This window comes from Labilibaculum manganireducens (genome assembly GCF_963665805.2).
Taxonomy (GTDB): Bacteria; Bacteroidota; Bacteroidia; order Bacteroidales; family Marinifilaceae; genus Labilibaculum; species Labilibaculum manganireducens.
This window is the reverse complement of the sequence record NZ_CAXXEE010000003.1, coordinates 1,491,494-1,517,443: the sequence shown is the minus strand read 5'-3', so window position 1 is coordinate 1,517,443 and position 25,950 is coordinate 1,491,494. Positions and strand designations below refer to the sequence as shown.

Below are 25,950 nucleotides of genomic sequence, written 5' to 3'. Positions count from 1 at the left end.
CACACTTATTTTAATTCCAATATAATTGATGTGTTTGGAGCCAAGGAGATACTTCCTTTGGATAAATCGAATTCTTTTTCACTAATCACATCTTTTCCAGAAGTGAATGTTCCCAAACTTTCTGCAAATCGCTTCAAATTCAATTCCTGTGCATTTTTGTTCTTATTGATCACGACCATTATTGTTTTTTCCGCATTGCTTCTGAAATAAACGTAAGTATCATTTTCGGGAACGTAATGCATCAGTTTTCCGGTGTGGATTACCGGATTTTGCTTTCTCCAATTCAATAGTTTTTTCAAGAAATTAAAAGCCTCATTTTCTTTTGCCGTTCTTCCTTCAGCTGTAAAAGCATTTTTTGCATCACCTTCCCATCCTCCGGGAAAATCAACGCGCATTTTTCCATCGCCATCGCTCTTTTTGCCTTCCAACAAAATCTCTGTACCCACGTAAATCTGAGGAATACCACGTGTTGTAAGCAGAAAAGTCATCAGGTTTTTGTATTTCTGTATGTCGCCTCCTAAAACCGACATAATATGGTCGGTGTCGTGATTCTCAGCAAAAATAAATAAGTTGTCTGTGTGTGGGTACAAATAATCAAAAGCAAGAGAATTGTACAGGCGAACCAAACCGGTATTCCATCCTTCGTTTTCATTAAAAGCCTTTGTCATGGCTTCGAACAAAGAAAAATCCATTACACATGGTAAATTAGAATTGTAGCCGTCATGATTTACTGCATCTTTTTGCCAGTAAGCAATCTCAGCAGGCGAGCTTAACCAAGTTTCTCCAACAATATTCAGGTTTGGATACTCTTTCATAATTGTACCAGAATAAACTGCCATGGCATCTTTATCGTTATACGGATAGGTATCTACTCTAATCCCGCCTAAATCGGCATATTCTATCCACCAAATGGTATTCTGAATAAAATAGTTAATCAGTAAATCATTTTTTTGATTTAAATCCGGCATAGACCTTGCAAACCAGCCATCAAAGTTCTTTTCGTAATCTACTTTCGAAACATACGGATCATTCGTAGTGCTCTTGCGGTGATTCGATTGGGTATATTCAGGAAATACATGAACCCAATCTCCTGAAGGCATATCATTCATCCACCAATGAGCCGAAGCACAATGGTTGGTCACCACATCCATAATAATTTTAATTCCCCGCTTTTTTGCTTCCGCTGATAATCGGGCATAATCCTCGTTACTTCCGTAACGGGCATCAATCTTGTAATAATCCGAAATGGCGTAATTATGGTAAGATGTTGTTGGTTCATTATCTTCCATTAAAGGGGTATTCCAGATTGCAGTAACTCCAAGTTCCTGCAAATAATCCAAATGGTCAATAATCCCCTGAATATCCCCGCCATGACGGCCGTCAGGATTTTCACGATCCAATTTATCTTCCATTCCATCAACCGAATCGTTTTTTGGATCTCCATTCGCAAATCGATCCGGCATAATCAAATACACCACATCTGATGCATCGTAACCCTTTCGGTTTGCAGCATCTTTTTTTCGGGCTTTTAATTCATACGAGTAACTTGCTTTCTTTTTGCCTTTCTCCGAAAAAACAAGATCGAAGCTACCCGCTTTCGTTCCTTTTTTAATCAGCAGATTTACAAACAAATAATTGGGTTTATCTGTCTTTATCATCCTTTCAATTGTAACTCCCGGATAATTCATCGAAACATCATATTTCGAAATATTTTCACCATGAACCAAAAGTTGTAAATTTGGATTCTTCATATCCACCCACCAAAACATTGGCTCTACTCTTTCAATTTTCACTTTTTCGGCAAACGAGGAAAAACTAAAAAAGGAAACCATCAGTAAGGAAATCAAAAAAGTTCTCATTCTATTAAAATTAAGACTTGATAAAAAATCAGGATAAGAGGAATTCCCCTTATCCTGAACTGTTTTTATACTGATTTTAAGCGTGCTCGATAACCAGGCAGCTGTTCTTTTCAATTAGGTATTCGTCATCAATCAGGAATAAGGAAATATCTTCACCCTCTTCATTGATTACACCAACTTCATCAGCAGAAACTCTTACATTTAAAAGATTTCCTCTGAATCGAACCTTAAATGAATATGATTTCCATTCTTTAGGAATCAACGGCTTAAATATCAATTGTCCGTTGGATACTCTCATTCCGCCAAAACCTTCAACAATCGACATCCACGTTCCTGCCATGCTTGTAATGTGCAGTCCTTCGTGTACTTCATGATTGTAATCATCAATATCCAAACGGGAAGTTCTTAAATACAAATTGTAAGCTCCTTCAATATCACCAATTTTAGATGCCAGAATGGAGTGAATACATGGAGAAAGAGATGATTCATGCAAAGTTCTAGGCTCGTAGAATTGATAATTCTTCTTGATAGTTTCCTCATCAAACTGATCTTCGAACAAATAAACACCCTGCAGTACATCAGCCTGTTTAATGAAACATGACCGCAAAATTCTATCCCAGGACCAATGCTGATTGATCGGACGTACTTTCGGATCTAAATTGGCAGCCAGAATTTGTTCTTTATCCAAATAACCGTCCTGTTGCAGGAATACTCCTGTTTCCTCATCAACCGGATAATACATGTTATCAATGATATCATTCCATTTTGCAGTTTCCTTTTCGAAATCGAATTTCAGGTTCTCCATAATCTCAGCAAAGCGACCGGAATTTGTCTCTTTAACATGAGCCATAGCTTCCTGAGTATATTTCATACACCAGTTTGCAATGGTATTTGTATACCAGTTGTTGTTGATGTTATTTTCGTACTCATTAGGACCTGTAACGCCAAGCATTACATATTTCTTCTTAGCCTGAGAATAGTTAACCCGCTGACTCCAGAATCTTGAAATACCAATTAGTACATCCAAGCCAAATTCTGCTAAATAATCTTTATCATCTGTGTGACGGATGTAATTGTAAATAGCAAATGCAATGGCTCCGTTACGGTGAATTTCCTCGAAAGTAATCTCCCACTCATTGTGACACTCTTCCCCGTTCATTGTTACCATTGGATACAAGGCTGCTCCATTGGTAAAACCTAACTTTTCAGCATTTTCAATGGCCTTTTGCAATTGCTTGTGACGGTAAATCAACAAGTTGCGGGTAACCTCAGGTTTTGATGTACTTAGGTAGAAAGGAACACAGTAAGCTTCTGTATCCCAATAAGTACTTCCTCCGTACTTTTCTCCGGTAAAACCTTTAGGTCCAATATTCAATCGTTCATCTTCACCGGTATAAGTCTGATTTAATTGGAAAATGTTGAAACGAATGGCTTGCTGTGCTGCAACATCACCTTCAATGGTAATATCACTATTCGCCCATTTTCCTGCCCATGCAGCAACATGCTCTTCTAAAAGGGAATCATACCCTTTTCCATAAGCTTCTGCAACAACTTTTTGCGCATCAGTAAGAATTTCATCCTTACTGTGATTTAATGAACTTAAAACACCTGCATACTTATAAATGGTAAGTTCTTCTTCTTTTTTAACATCAAACTCAACCGTATTGGAAACGTATTTCTCCTCTTCGGTAATTGAAGCAGTCATTTCAAGTTTCTGTCCATCTTTGTATACGTCATATTTCATTCCTATACAAACATGAAAATCCAACTTTTTGGTTTTAGCCGTTATCAAAGCTTCTCCTTTTACAGATTTACAAGATAATACATCCCAAAACTTCTCATCGTAATTAGAATCCTCATTCGCTACATCAGCATCCAGATAAGGATTGAAACTAATCTTTCCATCGAAATTTAAAGCAGTAACTGAATATCGGATTGCTCCTACTTCAGAAGTTACAATGCTTAAAAAACGTTTTGCGTCTACCTTAATTTGGTTTCCATTCGACATTTCGGCAACAAATGAACGCATCAAAACACCTTCCTGCATATTTAATGTGCGAACAAATTTGCTCACTTTACATTTTGCAAGATCAAGTATTTCTCCATTGATTTTCACATCAATTCCGATCCAGTTTGGCGCATTCAATACCTTCGCAAAATATTCCGGATAACCGTTTTTCCACCAACCTACTCTGGTTTTATCAGGATAATAAACCCCGGCGATATAAGTTCCTTGTAATGTTTTGCCCGAGTAAGTTTCTTCAAACATGGCTCTTTGTCCCATGTTGCCATTACCAAGACTAAATATGCTTTCAGATGATCGATGATTTTCAGGTTTGAATCCTTCCTCTATAATACACCACTCATCATGCTTTAAATATTCATTCATGTTGATTTCCTTTAAAAAATAATCCTACTCTGTCCTTAAAAGTTCAATTGTCCTATTGAAAACCCTACAAAACCAGGAACTACAATATTCGCTTTCCCCAATACATCGGGCGAACCAATTCCTACACACTTCATTTTACCGTTAACAGCAGCTTCTATTCCTGCTTCTGCATCCTCAAAAACCACACATTCCGATGGCAATACGTTAAGAAGCTCCGCACCTTTTAGAAATACTTCCGGATCAGGTTTTGCATTGCTCACATGAGTTCCGTCAACAACCACATCAAAATAATTTGTAAGCTCCAACTGATTGAGAATAGTCATCGCATTTTTACTTGCAGATCCCAAAGCAATCTTCACTCCTTTGGATTTGAGTTCATTCATAAATTCTTTCACTCCAGGAAGAATTTCATCAGGAGTCATTCTTAATATGTACTCCAAATAGTTTTTGTTTTTCTTATCGGCCAATTTCAGTTTAGTTTCCTGATCCAGCTCAACTCCACCAATCGACAGAAGAATATCCAAAGAGGTCATTCGGCTTACTCCTTTCAATCTCTCGTTATCCTCCTCTGTAAAGTCAAAGCCTAACTCATTTGCTATACTTTTCCATGCGATGTAATGATACTTCGCCGTATCAACCACTACTCCATCTAAATCAAATATACATGCACTAATTGTTCCCATTTCAAACAAATATTATTAATTAACAGCTTTATTTTGCTTAACGAAAGTGACAGAAATTGCCCCTAACAACATTGATACTCCGGCGATCACCATAATATAAATTGCCTCACCGTTAAAAAAGTATCTTAAAATTTCACCGGCAATTATTCCACTAATAATCTGAGGTCCTGCAATTGTAAAATTGAAGATTCCCATATACACGCCCATTTTATCAGCAGGTAAAGAGTCAGATAGAATAGAATAAGGCATCGCAAGAATTGCAGCCCATGCTATTCCTACACCCACCATTGGAATCATCCACAATGCAGCACTCGAAGGCACATCAACTTCAGTTAATAAAAGATTTAAATGAATTAAATCGCCTCCGCTAAACAGGTAGGTCGACAAAAAACCTAAACCTCCCAAGAGTAAGGCTAAAGAATAAACAGTTTTTCTGCCAAACCGATTCGCCAATCTGGACATTAAAATTGAAAATATTGCGGCAAACAAGCTATAGCCTGCAAACAAAATTCCAACCCAATCTCCTGCGTCCTGAAACGATTCCGATTTCACATCAGTAATTGGACATCCCCAGGAATGCTGTGCCAAAGCGTAGGTAGTATATACCCACATCAAATAAAGAGAAAACCACGAAAAAAACTGGACAACAGCTAATTGCATCATGGTTTTTGGAGTTTCTTTCAACAATTTAAAGAATCCAAGTAACGTACGTTTTTCCTTTTTCTCCTTTGAAACTACATCCAAACCTTTATAGGCTGCATATTCATGAGGTGGATATTCCTTTGTTCTGAAAACAGTCCAAAGTACTGATAACAGTAACATACCGCCACCAATGTAAAACGACCAGATAACCGACGAAGGAACTCCTCCATCAGGATCAACGTTACTAACTCCCATTACATTGGTTAAAACAAATGGCAAAATAGATCCCAAAACTGCTCCTGTATTAATCAGGAAACTTTGAATAGAATATCCTGCATTTCTTTGTTCTTCAGGAGTCATATCCGCAACAAGCGCTCTAAATGGCTGCATCGTAATATTAAACGACCCATCCATTAAAGCGAACATCACAGCACCAAATACAAGAGGCGGCATAATTTTAACTGCTATACCTGCATTAGGCATAAAAAACATTGCCAAAGCAGCAACAACAGCACCTCCCAAAATGTAAGGGCCTCTTCGACCAAAACGGTTCCATGTCCGATCACTCGCACCTCCAACAATTGGCTGAACAATTAATCCCATAACAGGTGCCGCCAACCAAAATAGAGATAAATGATGCAAATCTGCTCCTAAACTTGATAATACACGACTTACGTTTGCTCCTTGCAAGGCAAATCCCATCTGTATTCCTAAGAATCCGAAACTGACGTTCCAGATTTGCCAAAAACTTAATCGAGGCTGTTTTTTCATTTGTTAGTTAATTATGTCCTTCCTGTAAATGGGTTGACGTTTTTAATTACAATCATAAACTGTTCTTTAATTTGACCCATGAACATACGGATCAGATTCCTCAGCAATGAGAAATTCAATAAACAATTCTTGTTTCAAATAAAATTTTGGAAAAAATAGATCCTGATACACATCACTTTAATTTGTGTTGCAAAGGACTAACTTAATTATCCAACACAATATAGTGTTAAACAAATAATAGATCTGTGTAATTTCCATCATTTTATCTGGAAACGAGATCATATTAATAAGGAAGTAAATATAAAATTAAGTCGGAAAAGAGGTTTCCCTCCACGGTCAAAAGTAGAGAAAAAAATACAATATGTCAAAACAACTTCAAGCTGAAAGTTTCAAACAGTCAATAAAAACAGGCTTAATAACCCATAACAAACGATTGCAACAAATTCAAAAATAAATCTGTTTTTTTTCAATTTAAGATGAATTTATAATCTTATTTCATCAAAAAAAGCCCTTACAGCATACAAAAAAAGCTGCTCAAGGCAACTTTTTTTAGACATCAGTATACAATATTATATATGTCTGGTTGATCCTCTTACAATCAAATTGGTTTTAACAACTTTTGTGACAGGCTCATAATCCATATCTCCTGCAAAAATTCTTTCCACAATCAGCTCTGCGGCTTTCAAACCAATTTCAAAACCATGCTGTTCAAGAGTGGTAAGTGAAGGATCAGTAATTCGCGAAACCACTCCATCAGTAAACCCAACTATCGAAATATCCTCAGGAACTTTTAATCCTAATTTTTTCACCATCAAAAGTGCTCCGGCTGCAGTTAATTCATTCACTGCAAATATCGCATCCGGTGGTTTAGGCAAAGCCAATAAATCAGGAGTTTTTAGAATTGCCTCATCAAAACTGTCACATTTAACTATTAAATTTTCATCGATTGGAATTTTGTGTTTTAACATTGCCTGGCGATACCCTTTCTGACGATTCTGAGCCAATAACATATGCTGGGGTGCCGATAAATGAGCAATTCTTCTGCACCCTATTTTAATTAGATGTTCTACTGCCGCAAAAGCACCTGCAAAATCATCTACAATTACATTATCTGATGACAAATCATTACAAACACGATCAAAAAATACGATTGGTATTCCATTATCCCTTAATTCCTGAAAATGACTGTGATCTTTTGTTTCTTTTGACATGGAAACCAAAACTCCATCGACACGACTTGAAAGTAAAGCCTGAACATTAGCCATTTCTCTCACATAAGATTCATTCGATTGAAATATCATCACATTGTATCCGGCTTTTGAGGCTATATCTTCAATTCCACTGATTACCGAAGAAAAAAAGTGATGGACAATTTCCGGAATAATCACCCCAATGATATTCGTTTTACTATTTCGCAAACTTAAAGCTACAGCATTGGGCTTGTAATGCCATTTCTTAGCAAGTTCATTAACGGCCTCCTTAGTTTTAAAACTAATATCAGGATGATCTTTAAGTGCTCTTGAAACTGTAGAGGCAGAAATTCCTAATTCTTTGGCTATATCTTTAATTGTTACTTGCCCGCTTCTCATATAAAATTTGTATATTAATTAGATATTAACACCCTAAGTAAAGACATGTAACAAGATGATTAGAAATGTGCTACACATTACAAATACACTTGAAACAAGCTTTGTAAATATAGGAAAAATTAAACAAACATATAGGTTTGATTGGAATTTGTTCGGATATTATCAACTTATATCAATATGTGAATATCAAACGTTTGCGGTGACGTTTGCGATGATTTATTTACACTTAACTATCAATCATTTACAAAAAAAAAACATCCGCATTTATCTTTGATTACAGAATGAATTAAGGCTAACTTAACGTTAGGGTAATTTTAGAAAGCTAAAAAAGGAAGAACCCAAGTCGGAAACACGAGTTCATATTTTTATCTAAAACACCTTAACTAATTAACTAATTAACTAATTTATCTTAAATTTCTAATTTATGGAACTTAACATTAGTAGACTTAGAAAACTACTTCTTATGCTCGTTATGGTATTTTCATTTACCATGATTCATGCACAGGAAAAAGTAGTTACTGGTTTAGTTACCGATGCAAACGATGGCATGGGAATTCCTGGTGTTTCAGTAGTTGTAAAAGGCACAACTGTAGGAACAACTACCGACATTGACGGAAAATACACGCTAAGTGTAGATGCCAATGCAACTATTATTTACTCTTTTGTAGGATATCGTTCTCAGGAGATTGTAGTTGGCTCACAATCTCAAATCAATGTAATTTTAAGTATTGAAACCGAGAACCTTTCCGAAATTGTTGTGATTGGTTATGGTACAGTTAAAAAAGAAGACAAAACAGGTTCTGTAACCAGTGTATCTTCAAAAGACTTTAATAAGGGTAATATTACCTCACCTCAAGATCTCTTAGTAGGTAAATCTGCCGGAGTTGTAATTACATCAGCAGGTGGTGCTCCTGGTAGCGGATCTACAATTCGTATTCGTGGTGGTTCTTCTTTTAATGCATCAAATGATCCATTAATTATTGTTGATGGAATGCCAATTGAAAGTGTTGGGAATAATGTAAGCGGTAGTTCAAATGCCCTATCATTTATCAACCCAAATGACATTGAAACATTTACGGTACTGAAAGATGCTTCTTCAACTGCGATCTACGGTTCCCGAGCTTCCAATGGTGTTATTATTATTACTACCAAAAAAGGAGTAAAAGGATCCCCTTTAAAAGTTAACTATACTGGAAGCATTTCTGTTGCCAGTGCTATTGACTATGTCGATGTATATTCTGGTGATCAGCTAAGAAAAATTGCCGTTGATCATCCTGTTTTATACGATCCTTTAAACTATAACAAGTTGGGAACTGAGAATACTGATTGGCAGAAAGAAATTTTCCGCACAGCAATTTCCCACGATCATAACTTGGCCTTTTCTGGATCAAAAAAAAATGTCCCATATCGAATTTCCTTAGGTTATACCGACCAAACTGGTATTCTTGAGAATACAGATATGCAAAGATACACCGGATCTTTAAATTTGAATCCAACATTTCTGAATGATGATTTAAAGGTTAACATGAATGCTAAATTCATGATGACCAACAATAACTTTGGAGATGACGGTGCAATTGGATCTGCAATATCAATGGATCCAACTCAACCAATTTATGACACCAATGCTCCCGAATTTGGTGGATATTATCAGTGGCAGAAATACGGAGCTGGCCTTGGAACACCTAATCCAGTAGAACAAGCAAAAGAGGTTAATAACAAATCGGATGTATATCGAGTTGTAGCTAACTTAAAATTAAATTACACGCTTCCATTTCTTCGTGATATGCAGGCTAATTTGAATGTCGCAACAGACTATACAGAAAGTGATGGTCAAAACAATCGTCCGATTACATCACCATCAACGATTGTATCCTCATGGGGTAAATTAAGCGATTACACTGCCAAGAATAAGAACAACCTTTTAGATTTCTATTTAAACTACAAAAAAGAGTTTAATGAAGATAACAAACTGGATTTAACAGGAGGATATTCATGGCAGCATTTTGAAAGAGAAAGTACTGACTATACCAGATCAATTGAAGATGCTGATCATCCATTGCAAGTAGATAAGAATACTGCTTCTGAAACGGAAAATTATCTAGTTTCTTTCTTTGGTCGTATGAATTATGCTTTAAAGAATAAATATCTACTTACAGGAACATTTAGATATGACGGTTCATCAAGATTTTCCGAAGACAATCGTTGGGGATTTTTTCCTTCGGCAGCATTTGCCTGGAAAATGCATGAAGAATCATTCTTGAAAGATGTAGATGCTGTATCTGACTTAAAAATTAGATTAGGCTGGGGTATCACTGGCCAGCAGGATATATCGGATAACGATTATCCTTATCAACCACAATACATAAGCTCTGAACAAGGTTACTATTACCCAATCAATGGGCAATTCACTTCAACGTTGAGACCAAACACTTACGATCCTGACATTAAATGGGAAGAAACAACCACTCAAAATATTGGTTTAGACTTTGGATTCTTAAACAATCGTATTAATGGTTCGGTTGATTACTATTTTAGAGAAACAAAAAATTTATTAAACAATGTAACCATTCCAAGTGGAAGTAATTTTTCCAACAGATTGTATACTAATGTTGGAAGTCTTGAAAACAAAGGTTTTGAGGTTTCATTAAACTTTGTTGCAATTTCCACTCCCGATATGTCATTAAATATTGGAATGAATTATACTCACAATGATAATAAATTGACTAAATTATTATTAACTGATGATCCTAATTACATTGGTGTTCCAGAAGGTTCAGGAATGACTGGTGTAACACAAATTACCCGAGTTGGCGAAGAAGCTCATTCTTTCTTTGTAAACAAGCAAATTTACGATTCTAACGGTAAACCTATAGAAGGTTTATACGAAGATATAGCTGGCAAAGGTGGAAAAATTAGTGGAGATAATGCGAACAAGTATATCTACCATAGTCCTACTCCTACAGATATCTTTGGTCTTTCTGCTCGTTTCAATTACAAGCAATTTGATATGTCAACATCTTTACGTGCAAACATAGGAAATTATGTTTTAAATCAAGTAGCAGCAGGAGCTTCATATGATCAAATTCAACAAATTGGTTACTGGAAAAACATGCCAACCAATTTAAGCAAAACAAACTTTGTAAAACGTCAATTTACTTCTGATTATTTCGTAGAAAACGCTTCCTTTCTAAAGATGGATAACATTAGTGCAGGATATACTTTTAACAAATTTGCAGGTAAAGACATTAATGCACGGGTAAGTTTTACCGTTCAGAATGTATTTACAATAACAAATTATTCAGGATTAGATCCAGAAGTTGGAGAAAAAGATGACAGATTTGGCGTTGACAACAACTTTTATCCTAGACCACGTACATTCACTTTGGGTGTAAATTTAACGTTCTAAAATACAACAACAGATGAAGAAAATATATATAATATTCAGTATCCTAATCACTGCAATGGTGTATACATCTTGTGTAGATGATTTGGACGTGAAGCCAACTGATCCCAATAAAATTTTAGCAGGAAATCTTGGCGACGATCCAGCCTATATGGAACAAACATTGGCTAAATTGTATGCCAGTTTTATTATCTCTGGTCAAAAAGATGACGATGCCGATATTACATCCAGTGATGATGGTTTCTTTATTACCATGAGAGCACTTTGGAATCTACAAACCATTACAACAGATGAAGGTATATGTGCTTGGGGTGATGTTGGTATTTCAGATTTAAATACTCAAAACTGGAGTGCACAAAATCCTTTCTTAACAGCGGTTTACCAACGTTTAAGTTTAAGTGTTACTTATGCTAACGACTTTTTAAATGTAACAGCTGGGAGTACAGAGCCAAACATCATTCAATATCGTGCGGAAGCAAGATACTTAAGAGCTTTTGCCTACTATTGGTTAATGGATCTTTTTGCAAACCCTCCTTTTACAACAGAAGAAGACGGAGTTGGTAAATATTTCCCAGAACAAATTCAACGTGCAGATTTATTTAAATTTATAGTAGATGAGTTGAAAGCAATTGAACCTGATTTAGGGGAGCCTGGATTTAACTATCCACAAGCTGATAAGGGAAGTTGTTGGATGTTATTGGCAAAAACATACTTAAATGCAGAGGTTTATACCGGAACAGCCCAGTGGGATGAATGTAAAACCTATTGTGATAAAGTTATTGCGAGTCCTGCATATAGTTTAGCTGCTAATTACAGACAAAACTTTAGTGCAGATAACGATCGTGGTCATGGTAACAATGAAATGATTTTTGCTTTCGCCGAAGATGGTATAAACACACAAGGAAATGGTGGAATTACTTTCATTATTCAATCTTCTAGTGATGGAACTTATATCGACGCAGCAACATTGCATGATCTTCCTGATAATCCAAACTGGAATGGTAACAGAGCGAGAAAAAACTTAATGAACATTTTGGTTGATACTTTGACTGTTTATGGTAATAATCCTGTTCCTGCTACAGATGCAACTTTTGCTCAGTGTCCTGATGGCAGAGTATTCTTGCATCAAAAACGATCAATAAATATCCCTACTCCTTCATCAAGCGGAGACTTTGGTATAGGTGTTTATAAGTTTACAGCGCGAAATTACGACGGTTCACGAGCTGAGAATTATAGCCCTACTTTTGCATCTACAGATTTTCCTGTATTTCGCTTAGCAGATGCCTATTTAATGAGAGCGGAAGCTTTATACAATACAAGTGGCGCTACTGCTGCTGTTGTAGCTGATATTAATATGATTCGCGAAAGAGCATATGGAGATGATAGTGGTAACATCTCAGTTAGTGATGTAGATGCTGATTTCATTTTAGATGAGAGAGCAAGAGAATTTTACTATGAAGGACAAAGACGTACTGATTTAGTTCGTTTTGGAAAATTCACTGGTGGAGATTATCTATGGCAGTGGAAAGGTGGAACATTTGACGGAACAAGCACAAGTAGTCATTTCGATATTTTCCCAATACCAGGTGATGAAATCTCTGCGAATCCTAATATTAAGCAAAATGATGGTTATTAATCATTTAAATCCAAAAAAAATGAAAAAATATTATATATTATTATTTGCATTAGTTGGGGTATTAGGCTTCTTCACGAGTTGTGATGAAGACGGTGAACAACTAAGATTGAGTGATAACGTTACTGTCCCTACTCTTACTTTACCAGATTTAACTTTAGTAAGAGCTAACGGAACAGACAACTTAATTTTTACCTGTACTCCGATAGATCCTGGATTTACTGCTTCGGTAACCTATTTTCTTGAGGCATGTCCAGAAGGGAATAACTTTCAAGATGTAACTGAATTATATAAGGGTAGCACATGCGATAATATTGAGTTAACTGTAAACCAACTAAATTCAATTTTACTGAATGGTTTTCCTGAAGATCAAACTTCATCAGTAGACTTTAGAGTTAAATGTGTTCTTGAAGCAGATGCTGGTCTTGGTGTTGATAATCTTATTTACTATTCAGAAACAGAAAATGGAGCTACAACCATATTTGGTTTACTTCGTTTAGATGTGCTTATTTCAGGATCTGAGACTCAAAAAATCAAATCTCCAGGTAGTGATGGTATTTATGAGGGTTTTGTAAAATTTGAAGCTGGAGATAACTTTACTTTACTTGATCCTGATAATAACATTACTTACGGAACTGGAACTAGTGGAATTGCAATAGATGGTACAGCAATAACTGTTGCTGATGCCGGTTGGTATGATATTACCGTTAATACCAATGACTTAACTTACACCATTGAAGCATATAACATTGGTCTTGTTGGTGATGCGACTCCAAACGGATGGAATACTCCAGATTCAAAAATGGATTATAACTCCGTAGATCGTATTTGGGAAATTACTGCCAATTTAACAAATGGTAATTTTAAATTTAGATTAAATGACGGTTGGGCATGGAATCTCGGTGGAAATGGAACTGCTGATGGAAGTGCTGATAATTACAATTCAGACAAAAAAACGGTTCCGTTAAGTCAGGGTGGAAAAAACATTCCAGTATCCAAAGGTGCAGGAAATTATACTATTAAACTTAACATTACAGAATCTGTAGCAACCGTTATAAAAAATTAATTCATGAATAAATCAAGGGGTGCCTTTAGATATCGCACCCCAAATGATTACTGTGTTTATTCAAAATTTAATAAATATTAGTACTAAATATTTAAGTATGAAAAATAATATATTTATCAAATTATTAGGCCTTGCATTCACCGCTTTACTTTTAGTATTTGTCGGTTGCAATAAGGATGACCTGGTTAAATTGGATACCGAAATGGCAACCTGGCAAAACGATGGAATAACATCTACTTCGGCAGAACTAAGTGGAATGATTGTTGCTGAAGGTGATGGAATTTCAGAATATGGTGTTGTATGGGCTACTACAGAAAATCCTACTACTGCAGACTCGAAAAAAGTAGCTGATAATGTAAAAAAAGCTGTTTATTGGGTAACTATTGACGGTTTGGAGCACTTAACAACATACCATTACAGAGCTTACGCAACTACTGAAAGTGGAAACACATTATATGGTAAAGATGATGTATTCACAACATTAGCTCATAAGCCAACAATTATTATCTCAAATGAGGCAACAGATATTACTGATACTACAGCTAATATTGCAGCGAATGTTCCTTATGATGGGAAAGCATTGGTTACAGCCAAAGGAATCTGTTGGAGTACCGAAGAAAATCCAACAGTAGAGAATACGTTTACTGAAGAAGGTGAGGGAATGGGTGAATTCACTAGTGCCTTAACAAACCTTAAAGCTAAAACAGTTTACTATGCCAGAGCTTATGCAACAAATTCAATTGCTACCGTTTATAGTGCTCAAATTACATTTACCACTCTTGTTGGAATTGCAACTGTTGAAACAGGAACTGCATCAGCTAAAGCTACAACAGCTCAGGTAGCAGGAAACGTTATTTACAATGGAGGCTTACCAATTTCTGAACGAGGAATTTGTTATGGAAAAACTGAAAACCCAACAATTGCTGATGGTAAAGTTACCAATACAGGAGACGAAGGAGAATTTACAGTTGATATTAGCGGATTAGAAACAAGTACTACCTATCATGCTAGAGCTTACGCAATAAATAGTGAAGGTGTCGCTTATGGCGCAGAAGTCTTATTTTCAACTTTCCCAACAACCATGTACATCAATGGAAGCTTTGTTCCTGGATGGGCTTGGACAGATGATGCTGTATTGGAAATGATTCCGGTTCATAGTAATTCTCATCTTTTCTGGAAAATTGCATGGTTTGGTGCTGGTGCAGAATTAAAGTTTAATTCTGTTAGAGATTGGAATGGTACTGAATTCGGGAAAACCGGTGACACTTCAGATGCTAATGGAGTATGGAATAAAGGTGGAGATAACATCCCTGTTGAAGTTGCTGGCTATAAAATGGTTGTCGTAAACCTTTTAACTAATACGATTCAAATAACCGATCCTGTTATCTATGCTCAGGGTCCTGCTTTTGGAAATTGGAATGGTGGAGAATTCTTGTTCACTACTGATGATACTGATGCCAAAATTCTTGTTTCGCCAGCCGCTGTAGCTGATGATAATGCAAGAATGTATGTAACAGCTAGTACTTTGACTAACACTGATAACAATCCTGTTGATTGGTGGCAGGCAGAGTTTAGTGTGTTAGCAGGAAAAATTGAATACCGAGGAACAGGAAATGACTTGGCTGGTGCACCTATTACAACTGGTCAAAAAGTGAAATTAAATTTCAGTACTGAGTCTGGAACTTTTGAATAAGTGAAATAATTAAATTAAAAAGCCGCTCCCATGGGCGGCTTTTTTCAAATTGTTTTTATTTAAAAAATACTCTCTCGCAACATCTGTTTTCGACCAATTACAATTGCTTATTATTAACACATATTTGGCGTAAATTAAGAAAAACAGAATAATTAATGCATGCCACTTATTGACAAATAATTTGATCTAGAAACAACTAACTATGAAGAAACTATACACATATCTCCTTTCTTTTCTTCTGCTAATCCCTTCAATTGGTATTGGACAGATAATTATTTCAGATCCAACCTTTCCTACCGAAGATAAACCTGTAACAATAACCTTTGATGCCTCATTGGGTACCGCCGGATTAAAAGACTATACCGGAGATGTCTATGCCCACACCGGCGTTATTACTGACAAAAGCACTTCTACCAGTGATTGGAAATACGCTCCGACCTGGGGTGATAACAGCGAAAAATATAAACTAACATCACTTGGCAATAACAAGTGGCAATTAAGCATTACACCAAGCATTCGCGAATACTACGGCGTAACAAGCGGTGAAAAAATATTAAAAATGGCTTTCGTTTTTCGAAGTGCAGACAATTCGAAAGAAGGAAAAGGAGACGGAGGAACAGACATTTTTGTTGACATTAGCGAAGGTGGACTCAATGTTGAATTCGCGAAACCGGTTGACAATACCATTTTTGGAAAGAATGAATCCGTATTAATTACTGCAAATTCTGAAGCAAGTGATAATTTAGAGCTGTTAATCGATGGCGTAAGCATGACTTCCACCTCATCAACTCAATTAAATTATTCCTATACTCCAAATGCCGCAGGCAATCACCAATTAATTGCTGTTGCAACTGCAAGCGGTGAGGAAGCAAGAGATACCGTAAATATAGCTCTTCGTGAGGACACGCCCGCAGCAACAAAACCTGCCGGGATTAAAGATGGTATCAATTACATTGATGACAATACCGTTACTCTATCACTTTATGCTCCAAACAAAGAATATGTTTTTGTTATTGGTGATTTTAACGGTTGGAATTACGACAACAACTACCAAATGAATAAGGATGGAGACTATTTTTGGATTACTCTCGACAACCTTACGGCAGGAAAAGAATACATTTTCCAGTATGTTATCGACGGTGATATTAAAATTGCAGATCCATACGCTGATAAACTATTAGATCCGTGGAATGACCAATACATTTCAAGCACAACTTATCCAAATTTGATTCCCTACCCTGCTGATAAAACAAGTGAAATTGCCAGTGTCTTCCAAACAGCACAAACCACTTATACATGGTCCGATGCACAATTTACTCCTCCGTCAAAAGAAGATTTAGTCGTTTACGAATTACATGTTCGTGACTTTACTGCAGCTGGTGATATTAAAACAGTTAAAGACACATTAGATTATTTGGAAAGACTTGGCGTTAATGCGATTGAGCTGATGCCATTTAACGAATTCGAAGGAAATGATTCCTGGGGATACAATCCATCCTTTTATTTTGCTCCTGATAAAGCCTATGGCACAAAAAATGACTACAAAGCATTTATCGACGAATGTCACAGCAGAGGAATAGCTGTTTATATGGATATGGTTCTAAATCATACCTACGGACAATCACCATTTTTACGCATGTACTTCGATGGTTCAAAACCAACTGCAGATAATCCATGGTACAATGTCACAAGCAATTTTGAAAATCCGGATGCCCAATGGGGTTATGATATCAATCACACAAGTACGGCGACACAAAAGTTAGTGGATCGGATTAATACCTATTGGATGAACGAATATCACATTGATGGATTTCGCTTCGATTTTACCAAAGGATTTTCAAACACACCACACAGCAATACCAGTGATCCTTGGGGTGGACAGTACGACCTTCAGCGTATTGAAATACTAAAACGTATGTCTACTGCAATTTGGAACGTTAAATCGAACGCCGTAGTGATTTTCGAGCATTTATCCGATAATGATGAAGAAAAAGAATTGGCCGCGCATGGCATCATGCTTTGGGGAAATGCCAATCATGAATACAGCGAAGCTTCCATGGGATATTCTTCTGATTTCAGTTGGTATTCATGGAAAGAGAGACAATGGGTCGGCCCAAAATTGGTGAATTATATGGAAAGTCATGATGAAGAGCGCATGATGTATCGTAATCTTACCTATGGAGCTTCTTTAGGCAGCTATAATGTAACAAACCTAAATACAGCCCTATCGAGAGTTGAAACTGCCGTTGCTTTTTTCTTTACTGTGCCAGGTCCAAAAATGGTATGGCAATTTGAAGAATTGGGTTACGATGTTTCCATAGATGAAAATGGTCGTGTTGGCAAAAAACCAATCCATTGGGAATATCAGGATGATCCGAACAGAAAAAGACTGTACGAAGCATTTTCGGCACTAATCAAGCTAAAAAAAGAAGAAGTTGCCTTCGAATCGGAAGATTTCACACTGAATACAAATACCGTTTTAAAACGTATTGAAATCAATCATTCTGATATGGATGTTAGAGTAATTGGAAATTTCGACCTTAAGCTAAGAAGTATTGATCCTAATTTCAGTAAAACCGGTACCTGGTATGATTATTTTACCGGGCAGGCAATTGCTGTTACTGATGTTAACGCATTTATAGATCTTAAAGCCGGAGAATATCATATTTACACAACAAAACAACTTTCCATTCCTGATGTAAAATCAGCACCTGTTGCTTCAAACATTACTGTAAGCGGAACTTTCAGAGAGGATGAAACCCTAACGGCAAGTTATACCTTTACGGATTTGAATAATGATCCGGAAGGAAGTTCAATTTACAAATGGTACAGAGCAGACGATGCAAATGGAACCAATGAAACTGTTATTAGCGGAGCCGATCAATTATCTTATACTCTTGTTAGAGCTGATCGCGGTAATTTTATCCGCTTTTCGGTAACACCGGTTGCACAAACAGGTGAATTATTGCAAGGTAATATTGTTTACAGTGCATACAGCGAAGAAATAACCTACTCAACAGGCATTAATGATATTTTAAACAAAGAATTACGCCTGTACCCAAATCCGGTTCGTGATATTCTTCATCTTGAAAATCTAAAGCAAGTAAATAAATTACAGCTTTTTGATTTATCAGGAAAAGCAATCATAGCTGTAACAATGCCAAATGAATCGGCAGATTTAAACATAAATCATCTAACAACAGGAACTTACATCTTAATATTTGAAATGGAAGACGGCTCAAAACTCAGCAAAAAAATAGTAAAGCAATAAACAGTGTTTTTTCAATAGGTTTTAGATCAGATAAAATCCCGTTTTTTGGAACACCAAAAGCAGGATTTTTGACTACTTAATTGTCAGCTCCAATCGATATTTTATTTCTGAACCAACGGGAATCATCAGTAATTGATAATCTCCTGGAATCAATGGATCATCGGGCATTGAAACTTTAAATTGGTTTTTCATCCTTTCTGGATGCCAGAGAAAAGTTGAATTATTGAAAGCCAATTGTAACTAATACTAGCCACCCGGTTCATTAATCGACCGAACACTTTTTAGGGTGTTCGAAGAACAGTTTAAGAAGCCAAATTTCTCTATTTTAATACATGTTGAATAAGTAAGCGTACTTCAGCATGAATCAATTGCTATTTTACAACAAAATATTTTTCATAATGACCCCCGGCCTTTCCTCTATTAAACACCTCACCCCAACCCTCTCCTGAAGGCGAGGGAGTTAGCACCAAAATGGAAATACTGCGCTATGGTCATCCTGAACGGAGGAACGCAGTGAAGGATCTCATCCATTATGGCTTTTCGTCAGTACTTGTTGAAACACCTCTCCCCAGCCTTTCCTCTTTTAAACACCTCACCCCAACCCTCTCCTGAAGGTGAGGGAGTTAGCCCCGAAATGGAAATACTGCGCATGTCGTCATCCTGAACGGAGGAACGCAGTGAAGGATCCCATCCATTTTGGCTTTTCGTCAGTGCTTGTTGAAACACCTCTCCCCGGCCTTTCCTCTTTTAAACACCTCACCCCGGCCCTCTCCTGAAGGTGAGGGAGTTCAAATGTGCAATCAGAGGAATCTCCCTTTCTACTTTAGCTACTTTTTATACACAAATATTGCTTTCCCAGACAATTGTTTAATTGTAAACATAAACACCCCTCTGCCTGTCGGCATCTCCCCTTAAAAAAGGGAGAAATATTACATTAGGCATTCGGCTTTGAATCCACTGGCTGAAGCCAAGTGGCAAAGCAAAGTTATCCTTATTTTATACCATGGGCTAAAGTCACATGGTAATCCAATCCTCTACCTCTTTTGATTACAATGGACTTTTGGACTCTTTGACCTTTCAAGACTGTTCCAGATTTTTTAACTTTTGGACTTTTCAACCACCATAATGATAGATTAAAAGACTAATTATCCTGACAAACAGACTGATTTTAATGATTATTAACATTTATTTTGATTTTTAATTAAACATCCGAAAGGATTATATAAATATTTTTATTTACATTTATTTTAGAATTATGTTACAGCTGTTTTAATTCTTTGTTTGCAGGTTGATATGCGAAGAAAAATATCAATTTGAATGTGATGCCGTATCGAAAGAGATGCTTCTCCGGTAAGAATCCGGACAACTATCGTCTCCTGATCAGTATGGGAAATCAGGAACCAGGCGGATGTCTCCCGGTACCAGATCCAATTACTCTCTGGGTTATTTGCCAAGCAATTCGTGCAAATCAACCCGCATCATCTGCACAAAGCGATTTCTGCAAATGACTTACTTTCAACAATTGTTTTTATCCATCAATACTCAATTCTATTTCAACAGCAATTAAAACAGCTTTATTTCCTTCAATAGATCGTTAGATATCAGACATGAAGTATTAGATTGATTTACAATACGCTTATTTTCGAATGTTTGCATCGAAACACATACCCGTTCAAAAAATCACTCTAAAAAATCAAGCACTTACAAAACCTTAACGAACTATTGTCATTTATTTTCAGTTGTAAATTTAGTTATAAATCATTGGTAGATTACTGGAACGAAAGTGCTCCGGACAAAGATGGATCCTCCGCAAGGAATAATATTTCTCTGTGGCTCCATTTCTGATCAGTGAATTAACAGAAGTAAATTCCGGTATCATTTGATGACCTGATGAAGTTCTGGATTGACTTTGTTTTTTCATCTGATCAGTTGATGAAGTTCAGGAATCACTTGATGAAGTCCGGGAATCACATTGTATTTTCATTTGATCACCTGGTGAAGTTCTGGATTGACTTTGTTTTTTCCTCTGATCAGTTGATGAAGTTCAGGAATCACTTGGTGAAGTCCGGGAATCACATTGTATTTTCATTTGATCACCTGGTGAAGTTCTGGATTGACTTTGTTTTTTCATTGAATCAAGCTCTGTTTCATTTTTGAGCTGTACTTCGCTCAAGTACCCGGAGTTATGTTCCTGTTTTCTAACATTTAAAACAAAAAATTATGCAAAAATCATTAGAGTCTCAAAAAGAAATGCAAAGAACATTTCGAGGTTTTATAAGTGGTAATCAAGTTAAACTGGATGCAGTCCCTGTTGTGAAGGAAATCACTGATTTGCAAGTGGCTAAAATGGATCGGTTCGATGTTCTGTGGGAGCTTACTCAAACGAATTACAGCGGCACCACCATTACCAAACACAACACAAAGGCATTGGCAGCCAATTATCTGAACCGCATTAATCTTCTTTTCTACAATTATTGCCTGAAAAGCAACAAACTGGAAGATCTTCCCAATTTAAAGGGCAGTGTTTCGTTTTACCTGAATTTGTCCGATGAAAAATTCATCAGTAAACTGGACTTTACCTGCAGATTTGGTGACAACTTGGGCGATCAACTGGCCGAAACAGCTGTGAGTACAGAAGAATTGGCAGATCTTAAGGTGCTTCGCTCGGGCTATATCGATCTGGCTCCAAGACCCAGGGAAATAAAGAGCAATACAAAAATTTCGAATCAGGAACTGAAAGATGTGGGGGCAGAAATTCTCAACATTAACAAAATCAGACTGGACAATGTGATGCAATCTCTCTTTGCCGGTTCCGATCCCGAATTGTATCAAAGTTATCTGGAAGCTACCAACATGATGAAAGTGGGGCGTCGAAAAACTGCCGTATCCGGAAGCATTACCGATAAGGTAAGCAAACTAGCGGTTCTTCAGGCGCACATCCTGATTCCTGAAGCGGGAATTGATCACATCTGTACCAGTAAAAAAGGCGGGTTCCGAATTGATAAACTGAACCCGGGCACCTATCAAATTCAAATTAAAGCCGTAACCTATAAAACAATCAGCATGGAATTGGTACACCGTTACGGTGAAACCAATGTGCTTGAGGTGGAAATGGAAACAGAGAACGGGTTACAATAGTCATTGGGAACCGGTCATTCGGAATCCCAAAAATGGAAACATTCCTGCAAGCTTTAAAATACAAAACCCAAAGAATTGAATTTCTTTGGGTTTTGTTCTGCTGTTAGTTCCTCATAAATAGTTTAGCACCGAAATGGAAATACTGCGCATATCGTCATCCTGAACGGAGGAACGCAGTGAAGGATCCCATCCATTTTGGCTTTTCGTCAGTGCTTGTTGAAACACCTCTCCCCGGCCTTTCCTCTTTTAAATACCTCTATTAAACACCTCACCCCAACCCTCTCCTGAAGGCGAGGGAGTTAGCCCCGAAATGGAAATGCTGCGCATGTCGTCATCCTGAACGGAGGAACGCAGTGAAGGATCTCATCCATTTTGACTTTTCGTCAGTGCTTGTTGAAACACCTCTCCCCGGCCTTTCCTCTTTTAAACACCTTTATTAAACACCTCACCCCAACCCTCTCCTGAAGGCGAGGGAGTTAGCCCCGAAATGGAAATACTGCGCTGTGTGGTCATCCTGAACGGAGGAACGCAGTGAAGGATCTCATCCATTTTGGCTTTTCATGAGTGCTTGTTGAAACACCTCTTTCCGGCCTTTCCTCTTTTAAACAACTCTATTAAACACCTCACCCCGGCTTTCCTCTTTTAAACACCTCTCCCCAGCCCTCTCCTGAAGGCGAGGGAGCTCAAGTGTGCAATCAGGGGAATCTCCCCTTCTACTTTAGGAGAAGGGGTTGGGGGATGAGGTTATGAAAATCCACAAAAAAACATCCATTTTCCAATATAAAAACACCTCACCTCAGCCTTTCCTCTATTAAACACCTCACCCCAGCCCTCTCCTGAAGGCGAGGGAGTTAGCCCCAAAATGGAAATACTGCGCATGTGGTCATCCTGAACGGAGGAACGCAGTGAAGGATCCCATCCATTTTGGCTTTTCGTCAGTGCTTGTTGAAACACCTCTCCCCGGCCTTTCCTCTATTAAACACCTCACCCCAACCCTCTCCTGAAGGCGAGGCAGCTCAAGTGTGCAATCAGAGGAATCTCCCTTTCTACTTTAGCTACTTTTTATACACAAATATTCGCTTTCCCAGACAATCGTTTAATTGTAAACATAAACACCCCTCTGCCTGTCGGCATCTCCCCTTATAATGGGAGAATTCACTTCTTTAACTTTTGCATGTATTTTCAATCGGCTTCGCTGCCGAGCTTGCGGGATCACTGAAAGTAAAGACAGCATTGAATTGTATTGAAACAGATCCCTCTCCCGATTCTCGGGATCGGGATGACAGCCCGACGGATGGAAGGATCTGAACTTTGAGTCCACTCTGAAAAGTCTAAAACCCCTTAATCCCCTGAAGGGGACTTTGAGGAGCAGACTCAACTTTGATCCTTGGAATTTGGTTGTTGGTGGTCAGTGGTAAATGGTCAATAGTCAGTGGTTGGGCTTTGGATTTTGGAATTTCTCCTTTCTCCTTTCTCCTTTCTCCTTTCTCCTTGGAATTTGGAATTTGGAATTTGAACCTTGGAATTTGGTTCCTTGATCCTTGGAATTTCACCTTTCTCCTTTGAATTTAAGCACCCAACACCGCCGTCCGAAACTCTTTAATTCTTTGCTCTTCTTCCTTTTTACAAATCAACAAAACATCATTGTCTTCCACTACAATATAGTCATCTAAGCCTTGAATGACCACCTTTTTATCTTTTGGCATGTTCACAATACAATTGTTCGATTCAAAGACATGAACCTTTTCTCCAACCACAGTATTTCCTTGTTCACAACGTTCGCGTTTTTCCCAAAGCGATCCCCATGTACCCAAATCAGACCAACCAAAATCAGCTGGCTGCACATAGATATTATCCGCCTTTTCCATCACCGCATAGTCAATGGAAATGTTGGTACAAGTGGGGAACATTTCATCAATAAAGGCCTGTTCTTTTTCTGTATTGTAGAAGGCTTCTCCTTTTTGAAAGATACCTGCGACTTCAGGAACAAAAGATTCAAATGCAGAAAGAATACTCTTAAGAGACCACAAGAAAATACCCGAATTCCAAAAATAGTTTCCTTCTGACAAATATGTTTTTGCCGTTTCCAGATTTGGCTTCTCTCTAAACGAAGCAACCTTACAAATACCACTCTCCAAAATACCCTTCCCCAAAGTACCCCCTTCGGTTCCCTCTGAAGGGGAGAAGTTGCCACACTGATCATCAGAAATACCCCTCTCGGTCTCCCCTGAAGGGGAGAAGTTGGTAGCCACATCGGTCATTTTCACATAAGAATTACCTTCAGAACCAATTTGAGCTGAACTATTAATTCTTTCCCGATAGCTATCGGGATCATCATTATTAATTAAAGGCGAAGCCGATTGAATGTATCCATAACCAGTTTCCGGACGGTGAGGCTGAATCCCCAAAGTGAGCAAAGTGTCATTAGCAACAGTGAAATCCAAGCCATTTTCGATGATGCGCACAAAGTCCGCCTCATTGGTAATCAAATGATCCGAAGGAGCGACTACCATATTTGCATTCGGATTTAATCCTTTTATTTTATAGGCTGCATAAGCAATACAAGGCGCGGTATTTCGCATGCATGGCTCCAGCAAAATATTACTTTCCAGAAGCTCAGGGCACTGAGCTATTACTAGTTCCTTATATTTCGAAGATGTTACGATCAGAATGTTTTCAGCCGGAGCAATTGTTTTGAAACGGGCTACGGTTTGCTGCAGCAAGGTTTTACCAATTCCCAAAACATCTAAAAACTGCTTTGGCTTTTCTTCTGTACTCATGGGCCAAAAACGGGAACCGACTCCCCCGGCCATAATTACGATGTAGTTGTTTTTGTTCATTGTCTGTTGCTGTTATTACTTTTTGCGACTTCTGTCTTTTTTAACCACGAACTAAAGCATCTTGCAAGGAATCAATTTTCAACCACGAGCTAAAGCACGTGGCAAAGGATCAGCTGCGGCTTTCTTTCTTGTTACTTGATACTTTTTACTTGATTTTCTCACCTCACCCCAACCCTCTCCTGAAGGAGAGGGAGCCGGCCCCCGCACCAACTGCAGTGTTCCTTTTTATCTGTCTTTGCGAGGGAGCCTCCGCCAGTTTTTCTGATCCCGAAAATCGGGAACTGAATTAATCTGTCAACTATTGGTAGCCCCCTTCTTTTTTTGTTTGCCTGTATGCGAACAGATTGCCACGACTTCCTTCATCAGCCTCGCAAGAACAATTCACTTGTATATTTTCTTCGGCCCCGCAAGAACAACATGTTCTTACGGGGTAGTACGCCGAAGTTTTTATTTTTCATTACAAATTTTGTATTTTCTCTCCCAAACCAGCAAGATACAAGGCACAAGCATCATTCTTTGAAGGTTCTGGAGCCCACGAAGCAAACTCCATACCTGTATTGGGTAAGTAGGGTCCTTGTTTTATCTCATAAATTACCGATCCCGACTCCTCTACTAAAATGGTATGCCAAACTCCTATTGGAATCTCCACACCATATTCTCCAACGAATGGATCCAATTTCTTTACTTCCGTAATAGTTCCATGATCATCAAAAAGGATCACGCTTATTTTGCCTCGCAACAAAAGAAAAATCTCTATTTGCGCTGTATGCTTATGAGGTGGCAAATAGGTTTCAGGCTCCAAAGCATTGAGCATTCGTTGCAATAATTCATCACCATTTGCATGGAAATTGTAATTCATGCGTTTCCGAGGACTACTTTGAGCCGAAAGACTCACTTGGTTCAGTAATGTGTTATTGATGTATTTCATTAATTGCTTGTATTCAAAAAAAAGGAAAAGGACAGTATAGGA

General features: G+C 37.7%; 14 protein-coding genes. 6 read left to right on the top strand and 8 right to left on the bottom strand.

Annotation, left to right across the window (positions count from 1 at the left end; translation table 11 throughout):
• Positions 1–5: 5 nt before the first annotated feature.
• From ACHZAX_RS05710 to ACHZAX_RS05690, 5 genes are all read right to left on the bottom strand, one after another.
• On the bottom strand, positions 6–1,859 hold the full coding sequence (locus ACHZAX_RS05710; protein ID WP_320018367.1) for a glycoside hydrolase family 13 protein: 1,854 nt from the start codon (positions 1,857–1,859) through the stop codon (positions 6–8).
• Between the two features lie 76 nt (positions 1,860–1,935).
• Positions 1,936–4,248 (bottom strand): glycoside hydrolase family 65 protein, encoded by a 2,313-nt coding sequence (locus ACHZAX_RS05705; RefSeq protein WP_320018366.1) that lies wholly within the window; start codon positions 4,246–4,248, stop codon positions 1,936–1,938.
• Positions 4,249–4,283: 35 nt separating this feature from the next.
• A complete protein-coding gene (pgmB, locus tag ACHZAX_RS05700; protein WP_320018365.1) occupies positions 4,284–4,931 on the bottom strand; it encodes a beta-phosphoglucomutase in 648 nt (215 codons plus the stop codon).
• Between the two features lie 15 nt (positions 4,932–4,946).
• Entirely contained in the window at positions 4,947–6,344 is a 1,398-nt protein-coding gene (locus ACHZAX_RS05695) for an MFS transporter (RefSeq protein WP_320018364.1), read from the bottom strand.
• 569 nt (positions 6,345–6,913) lie between these two features.
• Complete coding sequence (locus ACHZAX_RS05690; RefSeq protein ID WP_320020423.1) at positions 6,914–7,948, bottom strand: LacI family DNA-binding transcriptional regulator; 1,035 nt, start codon at positions 7,946–7,948, stop codon at positions 6,914–6,916.
• A gap of 409 nt (positions 7,949–8,357) precedes the next feature.
• Here ACHZAX_RS05690 and ACHZAX_RS05685 point away from each other — a divergent pair, with 409 nt between their 5' ends.
• The 5 genes from ACHZAX_RS05685 to ACHZAX_RS05665 all read left to right on the top strand — a co-directional run bounded on the left by ACHZAX_RS05685 (position 8,358) and on the right by ACHZAX_RS05665 (position 19,002).
• Positions 8,358–11,342, top strand: a complete 2,985-nt coding sequence (locus ACHZAX_RS05685) for a SusC/RagA family TonB-linked outer membrane protein (protein WP_320018363.1) — start codon at positions 8,358–8,360, stop codon at positions 11,340–11,342.
• 13 nt (positions 11,343–11,355) lie between these two features.
• Complete coding sequence (locus tag ACHZAX_RS05680; protein ID WP_101310689.1) at positions 11,356–12,975, top strand: RagB/SusD family nutrient uptake outer membrane protein; 1,620 nt, start codon at positions 11,356–11,358, stop codon at positions 12,973–12,975.
• Positions 12,962–14,038, top strand: coding sequence for a SusE domain-containing protein (locus ACHZAX_RS05675; RefSeq protein WP_320018362.1), 1,077 nt, complete (start codon positions 12,962–12,964; stop codon positions 14,036–14,038). Before ACHZAX_RS05680 ends, ACHZAX_RS05675 begins: the two co-directional genes overlap by 14 nt.
• Positions 14,039–14,135: 97 nt before the next feature.
• Positions 14,136–15,731, top strand: a complete 1,596-nt coding sequence (locus tag ACHZAX_RS05670; RefSeq protein ID WP_320018361.1) for a SusF/SusE family carbohydrate-binding protein — start codon at positions 14,136–14,138, stop codon at positions 15,729–15,731.
• Positions 15,732–15,933: 202 nt separating this feature from the next.
• Positions 15,934–19,002, top strand: coding sequence for an alpha-amylase family glycosyl hydrolase (locus ACHZAX_RS05665; protein ID WP_320018360.1), 3,069 nt, complete (start codon positions 15,934–15,936; stop codon positions 19,000–19,002).
• Positions 19,003–20,255: 1,253 nt separating this feature from the next.
• Here the strand turns inward: ACHZAX_RS05665 and ACHZAX_RS05660 are convergent.
• Positions 20,256–20,456, bottom strand: coding sequence for a hypothetical protein (locus tag ACHZAX_RS05660; protein WP_320018359.1), 201 nt, complete (start codon positions 20,454–20,456; stop codon positions 20,256–20,258).
• Between the two features lie 766 nt (positions 20,457–21,222).
• Here ACHZAX_RS05660 and ACHZAX_RS05655 point away from each other — a divergent pair.
• Positions 21,223–22,140, top strand: coding sequence for a carboxypeptidase-like regulatory domain-containing protein (locus tag ACHZAX_RS05655; RefSeq protein WP_320018358.1), 918 nt, complete (start codon positions 21,223–21,225; stop codon positions 22,138–22,140).
• 1,568 nt (positions 22,141–23,708) lie between these two features.
• Here ACHZAX_RS05655 and ACHZAX_RS05650 read toward each other — a convergent pair.
• Positions 23,709–24,980, bottom strand: coding sequence for a mannose-1-phosphate guanylyltransferase (locus tag ACHZAX_RS05650; protein ID WP_320018357.1), 1,272 nt, complete (start codon positions 24,978–24,980; stop codon positions 23,709–23,711).
• Between the two features lie 457 nt (positions 24,981–25,437).
• Positions 25,438–25,908: a WbuC family cupin fold metalloprotein gene (locus ACHZAX_RS05645; RefSeq protein WP_320018356.1), complete on the bottom strand. Its 471-nt coding sequence runs from the start codon at positions 25,906–25,908 to the stop codon at positions 25,438–25,440.
• Between the last annotated feature and the right edge of the window lie 42 nt (positions 25,909–25,950).